Source organism: Burkholderia sp. BCC0419 (genome assembly GCF_902830285.1).
Lineage (GTDB): Bacteria > Pseudomonadota > Gammaproteobacteria > Burkholderiales > Burkholderiaceae > Burkholderia.
On the sequence record NZ_CADESR010000002.1, the window covers coordinates 678,246 to 699,263 of the forward strand.

Sequence of the window (21,018 nt, forward strand, 5' to 3'; positions counted from 1 at the left end):
CTCACTGCTGCGCGACGACCGACTGGCGGTAGACCACCTTCTCGTAGGGCTGGACTTCCCGCTGGCCGTCGGTATCGAACGCGATCGCGCCGGTCACGCCGGTATACGACTTGCCCAATACCGCGAGCGCCGTGCGAATCTTCGCCGGGTCGACGGATTGCGCGCGGCCGATCGCCGCGGCGGACAACAGCGTCGCGTCGTACGCATAGCTGCCGAACGCCGATCGCGGGGCCTCGTTATACGCGGCTTGATAGGCGCTCGCATACGCTTTCGCGCCTGCGCCGAGCGCGGCGACCTCGAGGCCGATCTGGCCTTGCGCGATCTGCGCAGGCGTGTCGCTCGTGCACATCGTCAGATAGATGCCGTACCACGGATGCTGGTTGAGCCGCATCTCGAATGCCTGCCGGTTCAGCGTCGCGGCTTCCTGGCCATAGGCGCTGTAGACATACGCGTCGGGCTGCGCGCGCGACGCCTGCTCCAGTTCGCGGCGATAGGTCGATTGCCCTTCCGTGTAGAGCACCGTCGACACCACCGTGCCGCCGAGCGCCTCGAAACGCTTCTTGAACTCGCCGGCGATACCCTGGCCATAGCCGTTGTTCGGCGCGATCAGCGCGATGCGGCGCAGCTTGCGGGCGTACACGTCCTGAGCGGCGAAGCGCGCGGACAGATCGTCCAGCCCGATCACGCTGAACGAGCCTGCGCCGATCTTGCGCACTTGCTGACTCGACGAGCCGATGTTGATGTGCACCTCGCCCTGACGCACCAGGAACTGTCCGACCGGAATCGTCACCGACGACGAGAATTCGCCGAGCACGACCGGTACATGCTCGACGGTCGCGAGCTTGCGCGCGGCGTCGAGTGCGGTATTGGCCGAGCCGCCCGAATCCTCGATTCGCACGGCGAGCTTCTGGCCCAGCACGCCGCCTTTCGCATTGATCTGCGCGACGGCGAGCTCGATGCCGCGGCGCTGGTCTTCGCCGATGGACGCACTCGCGCCGGTCAGCGGCAGCACCGCACCCACGCTGACGTCGGCCTGCGCGGCGCCCGACGCCACCGCACCGAGCGCGATCCAGACACCGACACTCCACTGACTTGCCTTCATCTTCGTTCTCCCGTCGCATGGTCGACCGCACGGATGGCGGCGTGGTTTGATATACAGAAGTGTCGACAGAATCACAGATCAAAAATCGTTTGCAAATAAATTTTCGAGCCGCTGTGAGGAATAACGAAAGCCCCGTTGATGATAGAAAAATCGCCCTGTTTTCATGCATTTATGCACGACGATAAAGATCGTGGATGGCCATGGTGCACGGGCGCGCCAATGTGGCGCAATGCAGGATATTTCTGAAAAAAGTGTATACAGAGGTGAATTGCAGTGCTTAAATTTGCCCAACTCGACACGACCTCGGAGGGCAATCAGATGGTGGAGATCAAGCGATACGGCGTGGGTGAACGGATGAGCCAGCTGGTGGTCGCGGGCGGGCTGGCATTCATCGCGGGCCAGGTAGCGGACGACACGTCGCTCGACGTTGCCGGACAGACCCGTCAGATTCTCGACAAGATCGACCGGCTGCTCGAAGGCGCGGGGCTCGACAAGCGCCGGATCGTGTCCGCGAGCATCTGGCTGGCCGACTATCGCAGCTTCGCCGAGATGAACGGCGTATGGGACGCGTGGGTGCCGCAGGGCGAAGCGCCGGCACGCGCGTGCGTCGAATCGAAGCTCGCGTTTCCGCAGTACACGGTCGAGATCGCGGCGATCGCCGCGAGCTAGCGCAGGAGAACGGACAATGAAGACGATCGTGCTCGGCGGCGGCATCGTCGGCGTGACCACTGCGTATTTTCTCGCGAAGGCGGGCGACGAGGTGACGGTGATCGAACGTCGCGACGGCGTCGCGCTCGAAACGAGCTTCGCGAATGCAGGCTTGATCGCCCCCGGCCATTCGTACACCTGGGCGTCGCCGCGCGCGCCGAAGATTCTCTTCAAGTCGCTGTTTGCCGACGGCCAGGCGCTGCGGCTCAAATGGACGCCCGACTGGCGGATGTGGGCATGGTGCGCGCTGTTCCTGCAGAACTGCACGGCCGAGCGCTCGCGGCGCAACACGTCGATCAAGGTGCGGCTGTGTCGTTATGCACAGCAGCGGCTTCAGCAGGCGACGCACGATGAACGGCTCGAGTACGACCGGACGAGCGGCGGGCTGTTGTACCTGTATCGGGATCCGGCTTCGTTCGAGCGCGGCGTCGCGAACATGCGGATTCTGACCGACAACGGTCTGCCGCTCGACATCCTGGATGCGCGGGCCACCGTCGAGCGCGAGCCGGCGCTGCGCCACGCGGCGGCAGGGATCGCGGGCGCGATCCATTGCCCGAGCGACGAGAGCGGCGACGCGCATCTCTTCACGCGCGCGCTCGCCGAGCGCTGCCGTGCGCTCGGCGTCGAATTCCGCTTCGGCACATCGATCGACGGCGTGCGCGCGAGCGCGGATGCGATCGACTACGTCGAGACGTCGCAGGGCCGCGTGACCGGCGATCGATACGTGCTCGCGCTCGGCGCGTATTCGCCGGCCGTCGCACGCGCGCTCGGCTACCGGTTGCCGATCTATCCGGTCAAGGGGTACTCGGTCACGCTGCCGATCGGCGATACGCACGAGCCGCCCGCGCTCGGCGGCGTCGAAGAGAACCAGCTCGTCGCATGGGCGCGCTTCGGCGACCGGCTGCGGCTGACCGCGACCGCCGAGTTCAGCGGCTACGACACCACGCATTCGCCGGGCGATTTCGCGCACATGCTGGCGACCGCGCAGGCACTGTTCCCGAACGGTGCCGACTACTCGAAGCCGTCGTACTGGGCAGGACTGCGGCCGATGACGCCGGAGGGCACGCCGATCATCGGCGCATCCCGGCACCGCAACCTGTTTTTCAACACCGGCCACGGCCATATGGGCTGGACCATGTCGTGCGGCACCGCGAAGATCGTCGCGGATCTGATCCACGGCAAGCGGCCCGATATCGACATCACCGGGATGACCCTCCAATGAGCGAACTTCTCTCTACCCCGCAGGCGTCCGATTCGGGCGTCGGCATCGACCCGGTGCACGACGCCTACGCCCGCTTCGATTTCTCGCTCGACGCTGGCATCGCGCGGCGGGCGGCGATCGGCCTCGTCGTGCTGGCGACCGATCATACGATCGAATACGAGTGGCGGCGTCTGCTCGCCATCGATGGTGTCGCGTTCTACGAAAGCCGGATCGCGAATTCGGCGGAGATCACGGCCGAGACGCTCGCGCAGATGGACGGCGGGATCTGCGCCGCGGTCGAATTGATCCGGCCGGGCGAGCGCCTCGACGTCGTGGCGTTCGGCTGCACGTCGGCGTCGATGGTGCTCGGCGAGGAGCGCGTCTTCGAGCGCATCCGCGAGGCGCGGCCCGGCGTCGCGTGCACTACGCCGATTACCGCGGCGCGCGTCGCGCTGTCGGCGCTCGGCGCGCGCGGGGTCGCGCTGCTGACGCCGTACGAGCGCACGATCAACGACGCGATGGCCGCGTACCTGCGCGCGCGCGGCGTCGATATCGTGCGGGTGGGATCGTTCGAGCACCGCGACGACAACGAGGTCGCCCGGATCGAGCGCGCGTCGATCGAGCACGCGGTGCTGACGCTCGCCGCCGATCCGGCCGTCGATGCCGTATTCGTGTCGTGCACGAGCCTTCGCATCGTCGATGCGCTGGCCGACATCGAAGCGCGTGCGGGCAAGCCCGTGCTGTCGAGCAATCACGCGCTCGCATGGCACGCGCTGCGGCTCGCGGGCATCGACGATCCCGTGCCGGGCTTCGGCAGCCTGCTGATGCGGTGATGCATGGCTTGCACATGTAAAAAGACGCGCGCTGGCGAATTGCCGATGGATAATGACGCGCGCTGGCGAATTGCCGATGGATAATGACGCGCGGTAACAACAGGTGGAACCAGGAGACGAGATGTCGACTTCCGTTATGGCTGGCCGGGAGACCGCGGCGCCGACGCGCACGGGCCTCACGGTCAACGAGATTTACGAGCAGTTGAAACAGATGGCCGTGCTGTACGAGATCCGACCGGGCGAACGGTTCAACGAGCTGGAGCTCGCGGAGCGCTTCAACGTGAGTCGCACGCCGATTCGCGAGGCACTGAACCGGCTCGTTGCCGAAAACCTGCTGGTGTTCGTGCCGAATCGCGGTTTCTTCATTCGGGAACTGGAGGGGAAGGATGTGTTCGATCTGTTCGAAGTGCGTCGCTCGATCGAGACGACCGCAGTGATGCTCGCGTGCGAGCGCGCGTCGGACAACGACATCAAGGCGCTGCGTCGCTTCTGGAAGCAGGTGATGAAGAATGCCGCGCGGATGTCGTCGGCCGAGCTGGTCGTCAAGGACGAGCAGTTTCACCTGGAGCTCGCCGCGTTGTCGGGCAATGCCGAGATCGGCCGGGTGCTGCAAGGGATCAACGCACGGATTCACTACGTGCGCTGGGTCGACGTCGATCAGCGGCGCAACGAGGCGTTTACCGAGCATCTCGAGATTCTCGACGCGCTTGCCGAACGCGATGCGGCGCGGTGCGCGACGCTGACCGACACGCATATCCGCTGGCGGATGGAGGAGATCACGCGCGTCGTTCAGGCGAGCGTCGTCAAGCTGTACGCAAAATAGAGAAAGACCGGCCGCAGCGGCCTGTGACGATCGCGTGCAGCACGCGAACGGGCAGGACCGGCCGGTCGACGAGACAAGCAGTCGTGCAAAGGAGGACGGGCCGCCCGGGTCGACCGGCGCGGCGCATCGCTACTTGATCGTCACGAGGTGCCGTCATGACACACGGTACGTTGGTCACGCTATACAAGCCATCCGCAGCGCAGATCGAGCATTTGCTGACCTTGCCTGACAAAAGCCCCGCCGTCGTCGCGGTCGACAATTCGCCCGTCGCCGATCGTGCGCTGTATGCACGGCTCGCCGAAGGCGGCGTCGACGTGATCGCGAATCACAATCGCGGCGGAATCGCCGGCGCGTTCAACGCCGGCGTCGAATTCCTGATCGGCCGCGGCTGCGACGTCTTCTTCATCTTCGATCAGGATTCGCACGTTCCGGACGACTATTTCGATCGAATGCTGGCCGGCTGCGCGCGGGTGGGCGACAGCCGCTTCCTGGTCGGCCCGCGAATCTTCAACCGCAATTTTCAGCGCGACCTGCCGTTGTTCACCGTGCGCCGCTGGTCCGCGCAGATCACGCCGATCCACGGCGGCGCGCAGGGCCTGCTGTCGTGCTCGGTCATCATCTCGTCGGGCACCGCGATTTCGCTCGACGCGTATCGCGCACTTGGCCGCTTCCGCGAGGATTTCTTCATCGACCACGTCGACGCGGAATACTGCATGCGTGCGCAGGCGCACGGCGTGCCGGTGTGCGTCAACGCCGACGTGTCGCTGCCCCACGAGCTCGGCAGCCCGTCCGCGCAGCAGCACTGGCCGCGCGTCGAGATATTCGATCAGAGCGCGCTGCGCCACTACTATGCAGCGCGCAACTGCATCCTGGTCGCGCGTGACTACTGGCGGCGCTATCCGGCGATGCTGCTGATCAACCTCATCACGCTCAAGCACGTCGCGTTCGTGCTGCTGCATGCGAGAAACAAGCGTCTGAAGCTGAAGGCGATTTATTGCGGCGTGACGGACGGCCTGCGAGGCCGGTACGGTCGCGTGTGACGCGTGCTTTGTCGGGGTATTGGCGCACGAACGCTGCGCCATACAATTCGGATGACTTATTATAAAAGAGGATGATAGATGAGCCTGCCTACGCCGATTCACCGCCGCTATACGGGCGCGTTCTCCGTCGCGCCGACGATCTTCACCGAGTCGGGCGAGATCGATATGCCGGGCCAGAAGCGCTGTGTCGACTTCATCATCGACGCGGGCGCGGATGGCCTTTGCATCCTGGCGAATTACTCGGAGCAGTTTTCGTTGACCGACGACGAGCGCGAGCGGCTCATCGCGGCGATCCTCGAACACGTGGCGGGCCGCGTACCGGTGATCGTGACGACCACGCATTTCAATCCGACGATCTGTGCGGCGCGCAGCCGCGCCGCGCAGGCGGCCGGTGCGTCGATGGTGATGGTGATGCCGCCGTACCACGGCGCGACGATTCGTTGCGGCGAGGCCGCGATCGAGCAGTTCTATGCGGAGCTCTCCGACGCGATCGCGATTCCGATCATGTACCAGGATGCGCCGATGAGCGGCACGCAGGTATCGGCCGCGTTTCTGGCGCGCCTCGCGCACACGATTCCGAATCTGCGCTATTTCAAGATCGAGGTGCCGCAGTCGGCGTCGAAGCTGCGCGAACTGATCGCGCTCGGCGGCGACGCGATCGAGGGGCCGTTCGACGGCGAGGAAGCGATCACGCTGCTCGCCGATCTCGATGCGGGCGCAACCGGCAGCATTCTCGGCGGCGGTTATCCGGACGGCCTTCGGCCGATTCTCGCCGCGTATCTCGCCGGGCAGCGTGACGACGCGGTCGCACGCTACGAGCAATGGCTGCCGTTGATCAATTACGAGAACCGTCAGGCCGGCCTGCTGGCGGCGAAGGCGCTGATGAAGGAGGGCGGCGTGATCGCATCGGACGCGCCGCGCCGTCCGCTCGCGCCGCTGCATCCGGCGACGCGCGCGGGCCTGATCGAGATTGCGCGACGGCTCGACGCGCTGGTGCTGCGCTGGGCGCGCTGACGCGACGACCTCGCAGGACGACGTTGCGATTTCCGCCGTAGGCCGTGCGCACGATGCGTACCGCACTCGAAGACCCAACCAAGGAACCCGAAGAATGAGCATGCCGACGATACGCGCGGTCCGCGCGCTGACGGTGCGTGGTGGCGGTGCCGACTACCACGATCAGGATGCCGGTCACTGGATCGACGACCACATTGCGACGCCGATGTCGCGCTACCCCGAATACCGGCAGAGCCGCCAGTCGTTCGGCATCAACGTGCTCGGCACGCTCGTGATCGAAATCGAGGCCAGTGATGGAACGGTCGGTTTTGCGGTGACGACCGGCGGCGAGATCGGCGCGTTCATCGTCGAGCGGCATCTCGCGCGCTTCATCGAAGGGCAGCGCGTGACCGACATCGAAAAGATGTGGGATCAGATGTTCCATGCGACGCTGTACTACGGGCGCAAGGGTGTCGTGCTCAATGCGATTTCCGGCGTCGATCTCGCGCTGTGGGATCTGCTCGCCAAGGTCCGGCAGGAGCCCGTGCACCAGTTGCTCGGCGGCAAGGTGCGCGACGAGTTGGAGTTTTACGCGACCGGTGCTCGACCCGATCTCGCGAAGGAGATGGGCTTCATCGGCGGCAAGCTGCCGTTGCATCACGGCCCTGCCGAGGGCGACGCCGGCCTGCGTCGCAATCTCGATACGCTCGCCGAGATGCGTTCGCGTGTCGGTGACGATTTCTGGCTGATGCTCGACTGCTGGATGAGCCTCGACGTGCCGTATGCGACGCGGCTCGCGCACGAAGCGCACGCGCTCGGCCTGAAATGGATCGAGGAATGCCTGCCGCCCGACGACTATTGGGGCTATGCGAAGCTGCGCCGCGATGTACCGCGCGGCATGCTCGTCACGACCGGCGAGCACGAGGCGACCCGCTGGGGCTTCCGGATGCTGCTGGAGATGGAGTGCTGCGACATCATTCAGCCGGACGTCGGCTGGTGCGGCGGGCTCACCGAGCTGATGCGGATCTCGGCGCTCGCCGACGCGCGCGGCGTGCTGGTGATTCCGCACGGGTCGTCGGTCTACAGCTATCACTTCGTCGCGACGCGGCACAACAGCCCGTTCGCCGAATTCCTGATGATGGCGCCGCAGGCGGATCGTGTCGTGCCGATGTTCGATCCGCTGCTGCTCGACGAGCCGGTGCCGGCCGGCGGGCGGATGAAAGTGCCCGACACCCCCGGTTTCGGCGTGCGCCTGAATCCGGACGTGCGCATGCAGCGTCCGTATGAACATTGAGCGCGCGGCGTGATGCCGGCCCGCTGGCACGGCGGCAGCCGCTGCTGAACGCGTGAGGATCGAAGTAGAGGAGGGCGCAATGACGAAGTTGCTCGAAAACAGGATCGTCGTCGTGACGGGCGGATCGCGCGGGATCGGCCGCGCGATCGCGCTGGCGTGTGCGCGGCATGGCGCCGACATCGTCGTCAACTACTGGGTGAACCCGCTGCTGCCTGCGCAGGCCGATCACGAGATCGACGCGCTCGTCGACGCCATCCGCGTGACGGGGCGCGACGCGCTTGCCGTGCCGGGCGACATCGCGGAGCCCGACACGGCGCGCGCGCTGGTCGCAGCGGCGGTCGAGCGATTCGGCCGGATCGACGTGCTGGCGAGCAACGCCGGCATCTGCCCGTTCCACGGGTTCCTCGACTTGCCGCCCGATCTGCTGCAAAGAACGATGGAAGTGAACCTGCACGGTGCGTTCTACGTGACCCAGGCTGCCGCCCGACAAATGGCCGCGCAAGGGCACGGCGGCGCGATCGTCGCGACCAGTTCGATCAGCGCGCTGGTCGGCGGCGGCATGCAGACGCACTACACGCCGACCAAGGCCGGCGTCCATGCGCTGATGCAGTCGTGCGCGGTCGCGCTCGCGCCGCATCGGATTCGCTGCAATTCGGTGCTGCCGGGTACCATCCGGACCGAAATCAACGACGACGATCTCGCCGCGCCCGGCAAGACCGAGTACTTCGAGCGCCGGATTCCGCTCGGCCGCCTCGGCGAGCCGGACGACGTCGCCGACTGCGTCGTGTTTCTCGCGTCCGACATGGCGCGCTACGTGAATGGCGCCGCGCTGCTCGTCGACGGCGGCATGTACGTGAACCTTCAGTGAAACAACGAGGCATGGCCATGGAAACGATCGCCTTCAGGATGCGCCTGCACCCCGGCAAGCGGGACGAATACCGGCGCCGGCACGATGCGATCTGGCCGGAACTGGCCGACGCGCTGCGTGCAGCGGGCATATCGGACTACTGGATTTTTCTCGACGACGACACCCATCACCTGTTCGCCGTGCTCAAGCGGCCGGCCGATCACCGGATCGCGCAACTCGCCGAAACGGACGTGATGCGCCGCTGGTGGGCGTACATGGCCGACCTGATGGCGACCGGGCCGGATGGACGTCCGGTCGAGCAATCGCTGGAGCCGATGTTTCATCTGGAATGAGGCCGGCCCGTTCAACGGATCGGCAGCGGTCGACGTGTGCCGAACCGTTGCAGCGGATCATCGCGTCGTATCAACTCACGGAGCCCCCATGCAGGTTGTCGATCCACATGTCCATTTCTGGGACGCCGACGCGCTGAGTTACGGCTGGCTCGATCGCGCTCAGCCGGCGTTCTCGGGCGCGGTGGCGGATTTGCCTCGCCGCTACCGGCCCGCAGACCTGCGCGCTGACGCCGGCGCGGATATCGACGTGCTGAAGGTCGTGCATGTCGAGGCGATCCACGATGCGTGGACGACACCGAGCGAAGTCGACTGGCTGCAGGCGCTTGCCGATGCGCCGGCGAGCGGCGGGATGCCGGACGGGATCGTCGCGGGCGTCGACCTGTTCGCGCCGGACGCACGCATCCGGCTCGCCGACGCGGCAGCGCATCCCAACGTGCGCGGCATCCGGCAGGTGTTGAACCGACATCCGGACCCCTGGTACAACTATGTCGACGTGGACTATCTGGCCGAACCGCGCTGGCGAGAGAACTTCGGGATGCTGAGCGAGTTCGGTTTGTCGTTCGACCTCCAGCTATACCCCGCCCAGGTCGGCGCCGCGCTCGTCGTCATCGATGCGCACCCCGACACGCCCGTGATCGTCAATCACACGGGCATGTTCGTCGACCGGACCAGCGTGCACGGCTGGCGCGAATGGCGTGACGGACTGCGCGGGCTCGCGCGGCGGGCGAACGTGACGATGAAGCTGTCCGGGCTCGCGATGTTCGACCATCGCTGGACGGTCGAAAGTTTCCGCCCGTACGTGCTGGAGGCCATCGACGTGTTCGGCGCGGCACGCTGCATGTTCGCGTCGAATTTCCCGGTCGATCGGCTCCATGCTGGCTATCCGGCGCTCTGGCACGCTTATGCGGCGATTGTCGCGGGCGCCGGCGACGAGGAGCGCGATGCGCTTTTCGTCGGCAATGCGATGCGAACTTACCGATTGTGAGCACGTTGCCGGCCGGCACCCGCATCTGGCTTGCGGCGGGCGTGACGGACATGCGCTGCGGCTTCCAGGGGCTTGCCGCGAAGATACAGGCGCCACTCGCGTTGACGAACTGTTGCCCTGGAACGTGGCTGACAAACTGAAGCCAGCCACTCCGCCCAAGGCGACCATCTGATGCGTAAGTCAAAACCTGATCTCTCAGTCAGCGTCAGATCAAGTCCGAGATTGCTTCGCCGTCACTTCATCAAGGGCCGTGATCGACCCACTGCAGCCCTTCGACGCCGCCTGAATCAGCGCCAGCTTGCGAGGTACAACGGCCATTCCCGCTATCGTCCACACCGGCGGAAGTTAGGTGCTTACCTGCGGTCCACGCCTTCGTGATAATCACCCAGCTTCCGTGCCGAATCCCGGAATTGACATGACGTGAAACTGATCGAAAGGAAGCCCAGGAAGGCCGCCCGATAACAGACCCGATGAGAACTGCTTGAAGTTTTAGCAGGCGCCGAGTTGTCTGGGCTCAACGTATCAATCGCCACGCCTCTTGATACCGCCGGTCAACAATGAGATCGCGGTACCCAGTAGATCATCGATGTGATCAACATCCAGTCGAAGGCTATCGGGGCGCCACATCAGGCTGATAACGCCGTTCATCATTGCCCACAGCGCAGTCGACGCGTGTTCCGGCTCGACGTCTGCATCCACCCACCCTTCGTCGATACCTCGGCTGATCAATGCGGCCAATTTGGCGTTTTGCTGTCTGATCAGGGCAGCAATGCGCGCAAGCGCCTCCGGCTCATTCGGTGGTTCGACAAGGATACGGAACTGGTGCGGGCGCTCCTTGGCGAACCGCGCGTAAGCAGCTGCCACACAACGTAGTTTCGTCTCCACATCGCCATCGGATGCATAGGCCGCGTCCATGTACTCGCGGTTTTCTTCCAACGCGCGCTCCGCCACGGCAATGAGCAACGCGGAACGGCCACCTACACGGTTATAGAGCGTCTGCACTGCGACATCCGCCCGGGTCGCAACCGCTTCAGGCGTGACCGCGTCTAGTCCGCCCTCCGTCAGCAAAGTCTCGGCGGCTTGCAGGATCGCCAGTCGGGTCGAGGCTGCCCGGCGCTGAGTTCTGGATTCCATACGGGGTTTACCTCATTAATTGGAGTTCATTCCAAATATAGAATGTATTACAACATTGGATCTCAATCTATTCTCTCACACCTTGGAGGGACACATGGCCGGGCGGAGAAGTGTCGAGTTCGTGGCTGGCGGCCGCGGAGAACATTGCCGTGGCTGGCTGTACGAGCCTCGCGGGACGGGCCCGTTTCCAGTCATTGTGATGGCGCACGGGCTGGGCGGAATCAAGGAAATGCGGCTGGACGCCTATGCGCAACGCTTTTGCGCGAACGGCTACGCGTGCCTCGTGTTCGACTATCGACATTTCGGTGCGAGCGACGGCTCCCCTCGCCAATTGCTCGATATCGATCGTCAACTGGAGGACTGGTCGGCTGCGATCGCTTTTGCACGCGGGAACAGCAATCTCCGGCCGGATCAGGTGGTCCTGTGGGGAACATCCTTCGGCGGCGGTCATGTGATTCTCTCCGCAGCACGCGACCGGACTATTGCCGGTGCCATCGCGCAATGCCCGTTCACGGACGGGGTCGCGTCGTTGTTCGCGTTGAACTGGCGCAGCGCGCTCAAGGTTACCGCGCTCGCTCTATGCGATGTACTGCTATCCCTCGTCGGCAGGGCGCCGGTGATGGTGCCGACGGCGGGTCCGCCCGGTTCTGCCGCGTTGATGACCGCACCGGATGCCCTGGATGGTTATCTCGCGCTGGTACCTGACGGTACTGCATTTCGCAATCAGGTCGCAGCACGCTTCGGCCTGAACATCGTTCGGCACCGCCCGGGTCGCAAAGCAGGCGACATTTCCTGTCCGATTCTGTTTTGCGTTTGCGAAGCCGACTCCGTCGCTCCGGCGGGGCCGACGAAACGGTATGCGAGGCGCGCGCCCAAAGGGGAAGTGCGCGTGTATCGGGCTGGCCACTTCGACATCTATGTGGGCAAGAACTTCGAACGGGTGGTCGCCGACCAGCTGGCATTTCTCCACCGTCACGTTCCAACGAAGCAAGGAGGCGCGCATGTCGACTTATAAGCTGGCGAACAAGGTGGTGGCCATTACCGGTTCCACCGGCGGCCTGGGATCGGCCTTGGCCGAAGCGCTGCACGCACGGGGCGCACGCCTCGCACTTTTCGACCTGGAGGCAGACAGGCTCACGGCGCAAACTCGCAGCTTCGGCCACCCTTCGGACGTTCTTGGCTGGACCGCCGACGTCCGCGATTTCGAAAGCCTCGAAGCCGCAATGGCCAATGCGGCGGATCACTTCGGTCAAATCGATGTGGTCATCGCAAACGCGGGCATTGACACCATGGCCCCGATGGCCACCCTCGACCCGGCCGCGTTTGATCGTGTCATCGACATCAACCTCAACGGCGTGTGGCGTACGTTCCGTGCCGGCTTGCCATTCGTCCAGCAACAGCGCGGGTACATGCTGGCGATTTCGTCAATGGCCGCGTTTGTGCATTCGCCGCTACAGGCGTCCTATACGGCCAGCAAGGCGGGCGTCTGGGCGATGTGCGACAGCATCCGTCTGGAACTTCGTCATCTGGGTATCGGGGTCGGCAGCGCGCATCCGACGTTCTTTCCGACACCCCTGATGGACGATGTCGTTGCCGATCCGGCCGGCCAGGCATTGTGGGGAGGCAACGATCGAGGCTTCTGGAAGATGATCCCGCGCGAGCAGGTCGTGCGGGACATCGTCGCAGGCATCGAGCGCCGCGCGGACATGATCGTCGTACCAAAGATCAACACGATCGTGGCCAAGGCACCTGGCTTCTTCAGGCGCTTCGTCGAACGCGCTGGCTTTCGCGGCGAGGACATTGAACGCGCCATCAGTCTGGCGTCGACAACTGGCTGGAACGACTCGGCTGCGCACGCTCCGGCGAAATAAGTGGCATCCGGTGGCCGCAGAAACCGATCGGCTTCGCGTGATCAGCGGAGCGGCCGGCATCCATCACCCCTCGTTTGCGCAGCAATGGAAACCCAATAGCAGAGGAGCAGTACAAAGTGGCTTACGATCTTCAGGGAAAAGTCGTGCTTATCACGGGTGCCGCAGGCGGCATTGGCGCTGCGACCGCGCGTGAGTTGCATGCATGTGGAGCACGACTCGTTCTAACCGATGTGACGCAGGCTTCAGTGGATCGCCTCGCCGCGGAGTTTGAGCCGGAGCGCACGCTTGCCCTGGCGCTCGATGTCACCGATGCTGCCGCAACCAGGGCGGTCGTGCAACACGCCGTCGATAGATTCGGTCGCCTCGACATTGCATTCGCCAATGCAGGCATCTCCTGGCACGATGTACCCGCCACCGTGTATAGCTGCGATGAACAGGAGTTCGAGCGAATCGTCGAGGTCGACCTGCTCGGCGTCTGGCGCACGATCAAGGCTGCATTGCCGGAGATCGTGCGCAATCGAGGTCAGGTCCTGGTCACCGCTTCGGTCTATGCGTTCGTGAACGGCATGGTCAACGCGCCTTACGCAGCGTCCAAAGCCGGAGTCGAGATGCTCGCGCGTTCACTGCGCGCCGAACTAGGCGGCACCGGGTCCACTGCGAGCGTGCTCTATCCGGGATGGGTGGCTACAGCAATTGCCAAGGTCGGCTTTGGCGGCAATGCGCTCGCGACGAAATTAATTGAAAAAGGGTTTCCTGCACCATTGCGGCGACCGATACAACCCGATGAAGTCGCGAAGGCCGTCATAAAAGGGCTGCGAGCCCGCCAACCGCGCATCGTCGTGCCGTTCCGGTGGGCCCCGTTTTCGTGGACGCGAGGGCTCTTCAACATCGTGACCGACTGGCATCTCGGGCGACAACATGAAATGCATAAGCTGATGCGTGAGCTCGAGCGCTATCGAAACCAACAAAGCTAGCGCAAGTTCTGAGCGGTATGTTGGGTGCGCCGGCGAGCGGCTATCCGTCTGAAAGGATGGCTGTTGCGCGCTAGCGTAAGACTCCGGCAACTGCGAGGACCGGATTGCCTGCAAATGGCCGTTTGCTAGTGCGGAACGGACGTGCACGCGTCCGTGTGACTGCGCTGGAGAATGACGCCTCCTGGCCGAACTGAGTCAGACGATCTGACGCTGTCTGTTTGGTCCTGTCCAGCCTTATCCATCTGATTGTCAGGTAAATCTGGATAGATCGTGCCCATGATAGCGATCATGGGCACGATCTAACGTGATCCACACGGAATTCTTCAACATCTCACATCATGGTCCACGCGCGCGTGAATCGGGGGCCGGCCGCGCCGAGCCGCTTACGCCTCATCGGGACCTGCTCGCCTTAATCGCGCAACGCAGTTGCGACGACGCTCGCCAACGGCGTCGTGGGCCGACCGATCAGTCGCGCGAGAGCGCCGCCATCGTCGAACAGCGCACCGCGCGAGGCGGCCACATCGGCATCGGCCAGGACGCTGGCAAACTCGGGCGGCAATCCGACGCTCGTCAGCACGTCTGCATAAGCGTCCTGCGCAAGATCGTTGTAGACGACGGTCTTGCCGGACTGCCGCGAAACCTCTGCGGCCAGTTGCGCCAGCGTGAACGCATCGTCTGCCGCCAGTTCATAGGTTTTCCCTGTGTGGCCGTCCGTCGTCAGTACCACGGCTGCGGCCGCGGCATAGTCCTTCCGCGCGGCGGACGAGAAGCGCCCCTCCTTCGCGGCCCCGATGAACGCGCCGTGCTCGAGCGCCGCGGGGAGGGCCATCAGATGGTTCTCGGTGTACCAGCCATTGCGAAGGATGACGGCGGGGAGGCCCGAGGCCGCGATGACTTCTTCCGTCTGCCGGTGCTCGATCGCAAGTCGGGCGGGCGATGTGTCGGCGTGCAGCATGCTCGTATAGGCGAGCAATGAGACTTCAGCCCGTCGGGCTGCATCGATCACTGCGTGATGCAGTGGCAGGCGGCCGGCGACTTCGGTCGACGAGATCAGCAGGAGTTTGTCGACCCCGACGAACGCGGTAGCGAGCGTTTCGGGCCGCTTGTAGTCGGCCTCGCGCACCACCACGCCACGCTCGGCCAGGTCGCGCGCCTTCGCGGGACTCCTGACTGCCGCGACAATCCGGTCGGCCGGAACGGTTTCAAGCAATGCATCGATCACAAGGCGCCCGAGTTGCCCGGATGCTCCCGTTATTGCGTACATGTTCATTCTCTCCGTGAATCGATAGGTGAGGCTCCAAGTGTAGGGGGCATGGTTTCCGTTGGAAACCATCTATCTATCAGTTACCATCATTTTCAAGTAACCAAATGGAAACCATTCCCGGGACAACGATGGGCTTGAGAATGCGAAAGAAGGTGGAGCCGCTTCCCGGCTGCCCGATGTCGAAATGCATGGCGTTGATCGGCGGCCTGTGGACGCCCGAGATCATCTGGTGCCTGAGCAATGGCCCGCGTCGGTTTTCGGAGTTGCGGCGCGATAACCCGACCATCACCGCGAAGGTGCTGACCGGCAGGCTGCGCGACCTCGAGGAGCGGGGCGTGATCCGGCGAAGCGTGTTGCCGACGTCACCGCCGTCCGTGGAATACGAGTTGACGTCGCTGGGCCAGGAGCTGCTCCCGGCGATTACGTCCATCGTGGAGGTCGGGTCGCGCCTGCTGCTTCGTGACCGGCCGCGCTAGCCATGCCCAACGAGGCCGATAGCCAACGCTGGTTTGGAGGATGACGAGCGCTCAGGAAACGATTTCGCGCGACACATTGCCCGCCTGTCGAAGCAATCGCTCGAAGACGAACGGGTTCGGCGCGCTCTACCTCTTCTTCGTCGGCACTTTTGAGAAGTGAGCATCACGCGGATTGAGTTCGTCTCCACGGACTTCGGTCAGGCAGCCGTATAGTTCCGGGCGACGCCCTCTCATCCATCGCTGCCCGGTGCTCATCTCGATGAGTCGCAGATCGAGGTCGGCCACCACCATGGCGTCTTCGCAGGCGGCCGTTTCAACGACGATGCGCCCGTACGGATCGAGAATCATCGCGTTCCCGGTGCGAACCTCGTCCTCGTCCTGGCCCACTCCATTGCTGAAGACGACGAAGATCCCGTTATCGTGAGCGCGCGCGGGCAGCCATCGCATCAGCCACTCGCGACCGTTCGGCCCCCGGAATTCCGCGGCAATGGCCTCCGGATCGCGATGCCTCTCATGCCATTTGATCAAGGGGATCGGCTTCATCGCGTGTGGGCTTCTGGAGTGCGTGCCGCCGGTCTGATGCGGAGCGATGAGTATCGTCGCGCCGAGCAGCGCGGTGGCGCGGACGTTTTCGATGAGGTTGTTGTCCCAGCAGATGAGTATGCCGATCTTCATTCCCCACGGCGTATCGAATACGGTGAACCGGTCTCCGCTGCTGATCTGCTCGTGTTCGAACGCATGCAGTTTTCGGTGCTTGTGCAGGCGACCATCGGGCATGCAGACAACGTAGGTGTTGAATAGTCGTCCGTCGGGCGCTACCTCGAGCAGTCCCACCCCGATTGCGATCCCGAACCCGGCCGCCGCTTCCTGGACGCGTCGGATCGAAGGCCCGTCCAACGGTTCCGCGAGTGCGTCCAGCTCGGCGCGATCCAGCTTCGGTATGTGCCAGTAGCCGGTGATGCACATTTCAGGGCAGACGGCCAGGAGCGCGCCTTTGAGGGCCGCCGCGCCGGCGAAGTCCATGATCCGGCCGAGGTTGTATGTCTTGTCATTGGCACGGTGTTGGAACTGAATTGAAGCAACGCGAAGAATCGATTCCGGCATCATTTTTCCCTGCTGGTGACAGGTCTCGAAATGGCTGAACTCCGTCGATAGAAACTGTTTACCGCGGTTACTTGTTGTGTGATTGCCATGACACACCCTCGGCTCGATGGACGAGGTCGTCCATCGGCATCCCGATTTTCACGAGCGTCACGAGGCATTGCCGCGCAGTCATGCGGAACAGGGTGAGGCTCACTCGGGCGAGCGCACTTGCGCATCGATGGTGGCGCGCGGAGCGAGCGATGCATGGATGGCCAGGAACGTGACGACGGCAATCGCGGCGGCGGCGGCGGCCCCCGTGTAGAAGATCGAGCCCAGGCCATAATGCTGGCCGATCAGGCCGAGCAAGGGTGGCGCGGCGAGCAGCCCCGCGAATCCCATGGCCGAGACGGTGGCGATCTGCACCGCAGGGCGCGGAAGAGCGCCCGCCATGCTGAAGAGGACTGGCACGACGTTGGCGAGACCCGCGCCGGCGACCGCACAGCCCACGATCATGACGAGCGGGTCGCGGCTCAACGGTCCGGCCAGCAGCCCGATCGCAGCAATCAAGCCGCCCGCGCAGACCAGCGCTCGCGAGCTGCATCTGCGGCGAATGAGGTCTCCGGCGAAGCGCATGAGCGCCATGAAACCGGCGAAGAATGCGTAGCCCATCAGGGCGCTTTCCGTGCCGGCGCCCAGCGTGTGCCGCATATAAACCGCCGCCCAATCGAGCACCACACCCTCGCAGGCGAAGGCAAAGGTGGCAACCACGCCCAGCAGCAGGGCAGGACCGAACAGGGACAGCCGCGTTTTCCCGGCAACCTGTTCGCTGCTCTCCGTCGGTCTGCCGGAGAGCAGGCCGCGCTGGGCCCAGATGAACAGCGCGAACATCGCGACGGTGATCGCCAGCGCCTCGATAGCCGGGCTGAACGCGCGCAGCAGCAAGGCGCCGGCACCCGCGGCCGAGAGGCCGCCCAGGCTCCACATCCCATGAAACGAAGACATGTACGGGCGGCCGAAACGCTTTTCGACGTCGCTGGCGTGCGCGTTCATGGCCACGTTCATGGTGCCCCCCGAGGCGCCGAACAATAGCACGATGGCGCCGAGCGTCACGATGCCCGGCGCGAACGGAATGAGACTGGCAAGGAAGCAATACACGACGGCGCTGATGCGTATCGATCTCGCCACGCCGATGCGCTGAATCAGCCATGCGCTGAAAGCCATCGCCACCACGGTGCCGCCGCCGAGCATCAGCAGGATCAGGCTGAGCAAGAAGGGAGCGAGGTCCAGCCGTTCCTTGAGTATCGGAATCTGCGTGGCCCACATGCCGATCAGCGCGCCGTTGACGAAGAACATGGCGGCTGTCGGATGCCATGCGCGCCAGTGCTGGCGCGTTTCGGCGATGGATTCATGCATGAAGTGCTCCTGCGAGGTACGGGTAGAGGGCCGACGTCGAATGAGACAACGTGAATTTCAGGGGCATGCGATCAGGCTCATGGTGGTTGATATCGATGCAACGAATGGACGGGAAGCCCGGCGAGACTTCATGGTGCTGGCCGCGGCGATGCGTGCATGGTGTCGCGAGGATGCCGTGGCGTGAGCGCGAGGCGGCCTGCCGGTGAGAGCCGCCCGCGGTCCTGGAAGACACCTGCGATCGCCCAGCGGCCGTCGACGAGTACTCCGCGAGGTCGGTAGCGGCAAATTGCGTCGAGAACCGCCATACAGGCGGTGGCCGACCTACCGTCGTCGGCGAGCACATGTCCATCGTAGAGCAGGAGATCCGCGCGTTGGCCGACAGCAATTCTTCCCGTTTCGGAAAACGTCAGGGCCTGCGCGCCCTTCCACGTGAGCAGGTCGATGATCTCGCCCGCCCGTTCGTCACGCGCGTGATCGTCGCTGGCGACCAGGCAGGGAAGTGCGTCCTGATCCCAGGCGAGCGCTGCCTGCATCTGGCGTGTGATGCCGGCGCGCGCGACGTCGCCACGCTGCGCCGGGCTCCCTGCCAGTTCTCTGGCCGGCCAGACCACATGCGAGGCACTGTGCCGCAATCGCTCCCGATCGCCAAACGACATCGGAGTGACCGGTACGACGAGCACGTTCTCGTCCAGTACGTCGAGGCTGTGCAGCAGACCGAGACCCGTGCAGCCATAGGCGTCCCTGAATGAATCGGCCCAGGGGATGCCGCCGTCCACGCGAACCACGAATCGTCGGCGATGTCTTCTGGCGAAATCGTGTAGCCCGGTCAGCAAGTGGGTCGATGCCGCCAGTTGGGAGCCGACCGCCGGATGGAGTGCGAATCGTGTACCGTCGAAACGCCGTGCACTCTGTTCGTAGTCGCGCAGGCATGCGGCGGTGTCCCACACGGCGGGCCCAGGCTCCGGCCCGAGCCACAGATCGGTGTACGCCCGATAAAGGCTCACGCGCACACCAGTCCGGATCGCTGCGGCAAGGCTTTCCTTGATCCGCGTTCCGAACATGCCGATGGTGGTTACGCCGTTCGAGACGGCCTGAAGCAGCAGGTCGTAGAGGACGGTGGCAACGCGCTCGTTGTAGTCCGCCGTTGTCGCGGACGTCGCCCCCTCGTCGCGAACGACGTCTGCCGGCAGGCCGGCGTTGACGAGACCCGGCAGACAGACGAACGCGCTACCATCGACACGATCATCTGCCCCCAGGCTTCCGGGTCGTGCGATGCGAACGATCTCGCCATCGCGGATCTCGATGTCCCCACGCCTGAGCGTGCGATCCGCCGTATCGTAGTAACGCACGTTCGAGATCACCGAAGTGACAGCGGCTACGGCGCACAACTGTGCTTTGTCGGTAGCGGACAATTCGTCTCCCTCGTGTCGATGACGGTCGCTACCCGGCTGCCATGGCGCGGGCGGAATCTCCCGCCTTCCCGATTCCGGACGCGCGCGCGAGCGCCGTATGCCGGGCGAGCAGTCGCATCGGGACGGTGTGCAGGAGCGGGGTCAGCAATCCACGATGTCGCCCGAGCCGCATCACTTCGAGTCCGGCGCTGGTGGTCACGCTGCAATTCGCGTCCGCGAACACGAACAGCCTGCCGTTGCGCGCGCTCACCTCCTGGAGGTTGGCATTCAGCTTTTCCAGAAGCCGGTCATGAGGCGCCGTGACCATCACCGGCATGTCGGCGCTGACCATCGCAAGCGGGCCATGTTTGAGTTCGCCGGCTGGAAAGGCCTCGGCATGGACGAAGGCGATCTCCTTCATGTTCAACGCGCCGTCCACCGCGACCGGGTAATGCATCCCGCGTCCGAGGAACAGCATGTTGTCGCTGCCCGCGAGGCGTTCGGCCCAGGTCCGGATACGCGGTTCGAGTGCCAGCACCTCGTCAATGGCTTCGGGCAACTCGCGCAGGCGTTGCAGATGGTGTCGCTGGTCCTGCGCGCCGAGGGTGCGGTGCGACCGCCCCAGCGCCAGCGTGAGCAGGTACAGGGCGATCAGTTCGGTCGGGAAGATGCCGGGGAAGCGCATGCCGCTCTCGAGCGCCGCACCGGCTTCGAAGGCCAGGGTACACGCGTCGGCGAGCGCGTTGTTCGAGCCATTGCAGATGGCCAGGGAATTGGGCATCCCCATTCGCGCGGCGTGTTCGATGGCCCCGAGGAGGTCCGCCAGATCGCCACTGCGTGACATGGCAACCACCAGGGAACGTGGATTGGCCACGCTGTCCCGATAGCGGAATTCACTCGCGAATTCGACGCTGACGGGCAGCGCGACCAGGCTTTCGATCCAGACTTTGGCCACCAATGCCAAATGATGGCTGCCGCCGCACGCGAGGATCAGCACGGAGTCGGCCGCCGCCAGGACATGGTGGGCATGCTCGCCGAAGCGTTCGAGCGCGAGTTCATCTCCCAGACTGTCGAGCGCGCTGGCAAGCGCGCAAGGCGGCTGGCCCAGCGCCTCGGGCGATGAGCCGTTTCCGGCAGCGGTGCGAATCGTTCCGGGCATGAGGTTTTCCTCGGGCGAGCCCCTTGCTCGGCATCTGGATAGGCCGGCAGGGGACGACGACACGGACGAGGGGA

The 21,018-nt window shown here is 64.4% G+C and carries 21 protein-coding genes; 14 read left to right on the forward strand and 7 right to left on the reverse strand.

The genetic code is table 11. The annotated features are described in order from the left end of the window. Position 1: 1 nt before the first annotated feature. A complete protein-coding gene (locus HWW87_RS16475) occupies positions 2 to 1,102 on the reverse strand; it encodes an ABC transporter substrate-binding protein (protein WP_175821189.1) in 1,101 nt (366 codons plus the stop codon). Positions 1,103 to 1,420: 318 nt separating this feature from the next. Here HWW87_RS16475 and HWW87_RS16480 point away from each other — a divergent pair, with 318 nt between their 5' ends. The 10 genes from HWW87_RS16480 (at position 1,421) to HWW87_RS16525 (ending at position 10,179) form a co-directional block, all read left to right on the forward strand. Next, positions 1,421 to 1,771 carry a RidA family protein gene (locus tag HWW87_RS16480; protein WP_175821493.1) on the forward strand — a complete coding sequence of 117 codons (351 nt, stop codon included), beginning with the start codon at positions 1,421 to 1,423 and terminating at the stop codon, positions 1,769 to 1,771. A 16-nt stretch (positions 1,772 to 1,787) separates the two neighbouring features. Continuing rightward, positions 1,788 to 3,032 (forward strand): D-amino acid dehydrogenase, encoded by a 1,245-nt coding sequence (locus HWW87_RS16485; RefSeq protein ID WP_175821190.1) that lies wholly within the window; start codon positions 1,788 to 1,790, stop codon positions 3,030 to 3,032. Further along, positions 3,029 to 3,844 (forward strand): aspartate/glutamate racemase family protein, encoded by an 816-nt coding sequence (locus HWW87_RS16490; RefSeq protein WP_175821191.1) that lies wholly within the window; start codon positions 3,029 to 3,031, stop codon positions 3,842 to 3,844. Before HWW87_RS16485 ends, HWW87_RS16490 begins: the two co-directional genes overlap by 4 nt. A 121-nt stretch (positions 3,845 to 3,965) precedes the next feature. Then, a complete protein-coding gene (locus HWW87_RS16495) occupies positions 3,966 to 4,667 on the forward strand; it encodes a GntR family transcriptional regulator (protein WP_174430495.1) in 702 nt (233 codons plus the stop codon). Positions 4,668 to 4,822: 155 nt separating this feature from the next. Beyond that, positions 4,823 to 5,707, forward strand: coding sequence for a glycosyltransferase family 2 protein (locus tag HWW87_RS16500; protein WP_175821192.1), 885 nt, complete (start codon positions 4,823 to 4,825; stop codon positions 5,705 to 5,707). A 78-nt stretch (positions 5,708 to 5,785) separates the two neighbouring features. Continuing rightward, a complete protein-coding gene (locus HWW87_RS16505; RefSeq protein WP_175821193.1) occupies positions 5,786 to 6,721 on the forward strand; it encodes a dihydrodipicolinate synthase family protein in 936 nt (311 codons plus the stop codon). Between the two features lie 94 nt (positions 6,722 to 6,815). Continuing rightward, positions 6,816 to 7,994, forward strand: a complete 1,179-nt coding sequence (gene rhmD / locus HWW87_RS16510) for an L-rhamnonate dehydratase (RefSeq protein WP_175821194.1) — start codon at positions 6,816 to 6,818, stop codon at positions 7,992 to 7,994. Between the two features lie 79 nt (positions 7,995 to 8,073). Next, positions 8,074 to 8,862 (forward strand): SDR family NAD(P)-dependent oxidoreductase, encoded by a 789-nt coding sequence (locus HWW87_RS16515; protein ID WP_175821195.1) that lies wholly within the window; start codon positions 8,074 to 8,076, stop codon positions 8,860 to 8,862. Between the two features lie 17 nt (positions 8,863 to 8,879). Next, a complete protein-coding gene (gene rhaM, locus HWW87_RS16520; protein WP_174430490.1) occupies positions 8,880 to 9,194 on the forward strand; it encodes an L-rhamnose mutarotase in 315 nt (104 codons plus the stop codon). Positions 9,195 to 9,282: 88 nt separating this feature from the next. Next, entirely contained in the window at positions 9,283 to 10,179 is an 897-nt protein-coding gene (locus HWW87_RS16525) for an amidohydrolase family protein (RefSeq protein ID WP_175821196.1), read from the forward strand. A 522-nt stretch (positions 10,180 to 10,701) separates the two neighbouring features. Here the strand turns inward: HWW87_RS16525 and HWW87_RS16530 are convergent. Then, positions 10,702 to 11,313 carry a TetR/AcrR family transcriptional regulator gene (locus HWW87_RS16530; RefSeq protein ID WP_059555563.1) on the reverse strand — a complete coding sequence of 204 codons (612 nt, stop codon included), beginning with the start codon at positions 11,311 to 11,313 and terminating at the stop codon, positions 10,702 to 10,704. Between the two features lie 94 nt (positions 11,314 to 11,407). Between HWW87_RS16530 and HWW87_RS16535 the strand changes: the two genes are divergently transcribed. The 3 genes from HWW87_RS16535 (at position 11,408) to HWW87_RS16545 (ending at position 14,158) form a co-directional block, all read left to right on the forward strand. Next, a complete protein-coding gene (locus HWW87_RS16535; RefSeq protein WP_175821197.1) occupies positions 11,408 to 12,328 on the forward strand; it encodes an alpha/beta fold hydrolase in 921 nt (306 codons plus the stop codon). Further along, the gene (locus HWW87_RS16540) at positions 12,315 to 13,184 is read left to right on the forward strand and encodes an SDR family NAD(P)-dependent oxidoreductase (protein ID WP_175821198.1); all 870 of its coding nucleotides are present in this window, start codon (positions 12,315 to 12,317) and stop codon (positions 13,182 to 13,184) included. The genes HWW87_RS16535 and HWW87_RS16540 overlap by 14 nt, the downstream gene beginning before the upstream one ends. A 116-nt stretch (positions 13,185 to 13,300) precedes the next feature. Further along, the gene (locus HWW87_RS16545; RefSeq protein WP_175821199.1) at positions 13,301 to 14,158 is read left to right on the forward strand and encodes an SDR family NAD(P)-dependent oxidoreductase; all 858 of its coding nucleotides are present in this window, start codon (positions 13,301 to 13,303) and stop codon (positions 14,156 to 14,158) included. 409 nt (positions 14,159 to 14,567) lie between these two features. On the opposite strand, the gene HWW87_RS16550 is transcribed toward HWW87_RS16545, so the two are convergent. Next, entirely contained in the window at positions 14,568 to 15,422 is an 855-nt protein-coding gene (locus HWW87_RS16550) for an SDR family oxidoreductase (RefSeq protein ID WP_175821494.1), read from the reverse strand. Positions 15,423 to 15,526: 104 nt separating this feature from the next. Here HWW87_RS16550 and HWW87_RS16555 point away from each other — a divergent pair, with 104 nt between their 5' ends. Then, the gene (locus HWW87_RS16555) at positions 15,527 to 15,898 is read left to right on the forward strand and encodes a helix-turn-helix domain-containing protein (RefSeq protein ID WP_244107260.1); all 372 of its coding nucleotides are present in this window, start codon (positions 15,527 to 15,529) and stop codon (positions 15,896 to 15,898) included. Between the two features lie 126 nt (positions 15,899 to 16,024). Here HWW87_RS16555 and HWW87_RS16560 read toward each other — a convergent pair whose 3' ends face one another. The 4 genes from HWW87_RS16560 to HWW87_RS16575 all read right to left on the reverse strand — a co-directional run bounded on the left by HWW87_RS16560 (position 16,025) and on the right by HWW87_RS16575 (position 20,944). Continuing rightward, positions 16,025 to 17,002, reverse strand: coding sequence for a nitrilase family protein (locus HWW87_RS16560; RefSeq protein ID WP_175821200.1), 978 nt, complete (start codon positions 17,000 to 17,002; stop codon positions 16,025 to 16,027). 189 nt (positions 17,003 to 17,191) lie between these two features. Beyond that, complete coding sequence (locus HWW87_RS16565) at positions 17,192 to 18,394, reverse strand: MFS transporter (RefSeq protein WP_175821201.1); 1,203 nt, start codon at positions 18,392 to 18,394, stop codon at positions 17,192 to 17,194. Positions 18,395 to 18,522: 128 nt separating this feature from the next. Next, positions 18,523 to 19,806, reverse strand: coding sequence for an amidohydrolase family protein (locus HWW87_RS16570; protein ID WP_175821202.1), 1,284 nt, complete (start codon positions 19,804 to 19,806; stop codon positions 18,523 to 18,525). A 28-nt stretch (positions 19,807 to 19,834) separates the two neighbouring features. After that, positions 19,835 to 20,944, reverse strand: a complete 1,110-nt coding sequence (locus HWW87_RS16575; protein ID WP_175821203.1) for an SIS domain-containing protein — start codon at positions 20,942 to 20,944, stop codon at positions 19,835 to 19,837. Positions 20,945 to 21,018 lie beyond the last annotated feature (74 nt).

Excerpts from the sequence above, each read along its gene's own strand:
- HWW87_RS16475 (WP_175821189.1), bottom strand. The coding sequence starts at position 1,102 with ATGAAGGCAAGTCAGTGGAGTGTCGGTGTCTGGATCGCGCTCGGTGCG.
- HWW87_RS16480 (WP_175821493.1), top strand. The coding sequence starts at position 1,421 with ATGGTGGAGATCAAGCGATACGGCGTGGGTGAACGGATGAGCCAGCTG.
- HWW87_RS16485 (WP_175821190.1), top strand. The coding sequence starts at position 1,788 with ATGAAGACGATCGTGCTCGGCGGCGGCATCGTCGGCGTGACCACTGCG.
- HWW87_RS16490 (WP_175821191.1), top strand. The coding sequence starts at position 3,029 with ATGAGCGAACTTCTCTCTACCCCGCAGGCGTCCGATTCGGGCGTCGGC.
- HWW87_RS16495 (WP_174430495.1), top strand. The coding sequence starts at position 3,966 with ATGTCGACTTCCGTTATGGCTGGCCGGGAGACCGCGGCGCCGACGCGC.
- HWW87_RS16500 (WP_175821192.1), top strand. The coding sequence starts at position 4,823 with ATGACACACGGTACGTTGGTCACGCTATACAAGCCATCCGCAGCGCAG.
- HWW87_RS16505 (WP_175821193.1), top strand. The coding sequence starts at position 5,786 with ATGAGCCTGCCTACGCCGATTCACCGCCGCTATACGGGCGCGTTCTCC.
- rhmD (WP_175821194.1), top strand. The coding sequence starts at position 6,816 with ATGAGCATGCCGACGATACGCGCGGTCCGCGCGCTGACGGTGCGTGGT.
- HWW87_RS16515 (WP_175821195.1), top strand. The coding sequence starts at position 8,074 with ATGACGAAGTTGCTCGAAAACAGGATCGTCGTCGTGACGGGCGGATCG.
- rhaM (WP_174430490.1), top strand. The coding sequence starts at position 8,880 with ATGGAAACGATCGCCTTCAGGATGCGCCTGCACCCCGGCAAGCGGGAC.
- HWW87_RS16525 (WP_175821196.1), top strand. The coding sequence starts at position 9,283 with ATGCAGGTTGTCGATCCACATGTCCATTTCTGGGACGCCGACGCGCTG.
- HWW87_RS16530 (WP_059555563.1), bottom strand. The coding sequence starts at position 11,313 with ATGGAATCCAGAACTCAGCGCCGGGCAGCCTCGACCCGACTGGCGATC.
- HWW87_RS16535 (WP_175821197.1), top strand. The coding sequence starts at position 11,408 with ATGGCCGGGCGGAGAAGTGTCGAGTTCGTGGCTGGCGGCCGCGGAGAA.
- HWW87_RS16540 (WP_175821198.1), top strand. The coding sequence starts at position 12,315 with ATGTCGACTTATAAGCTGGCGAACAAGGTGGTGGCCATTACCGGTTCC.
- HWW87_RS16550 (WP_175821494.1), bottom strand. The coding sequence starts at position 15,422 with ATGTACGCAATAACGGGAGCATCCGGGCAACTCGGGCGCCTTGTGATC.
- HWW87_RS16555 (WP_244107260.1), top strand. The coding sequence starts at position 15,527 with ATGGAAACCATTCCCGGGACAACGATGGGCTTGAGAATGCGAAAGAAG.
- HWW87_RS16560 (WP_175821200.1), bottom strand. The coding sequence starts at position 17,002 with ATGCCGGAATCGATTCTTCGCGTTGCTTCAATTCAGTTCCAACACCGT.
- HWW87_RS16565 (WP_175821201.1), bottom strand. The coding sequence starts at position 18,394 with ATGCATGAATCCATCGCCGAAACGCGCCAGCACTGGCGCGCATGGCAT.
- HWW87_RS16575 (WP_175821203.1), bottom strand. The coding sequence starts at position 20,944 with ATGCCCGGAACGATTCGCACCGCTGCCGGAAACGGCTCATCGCCCGAG.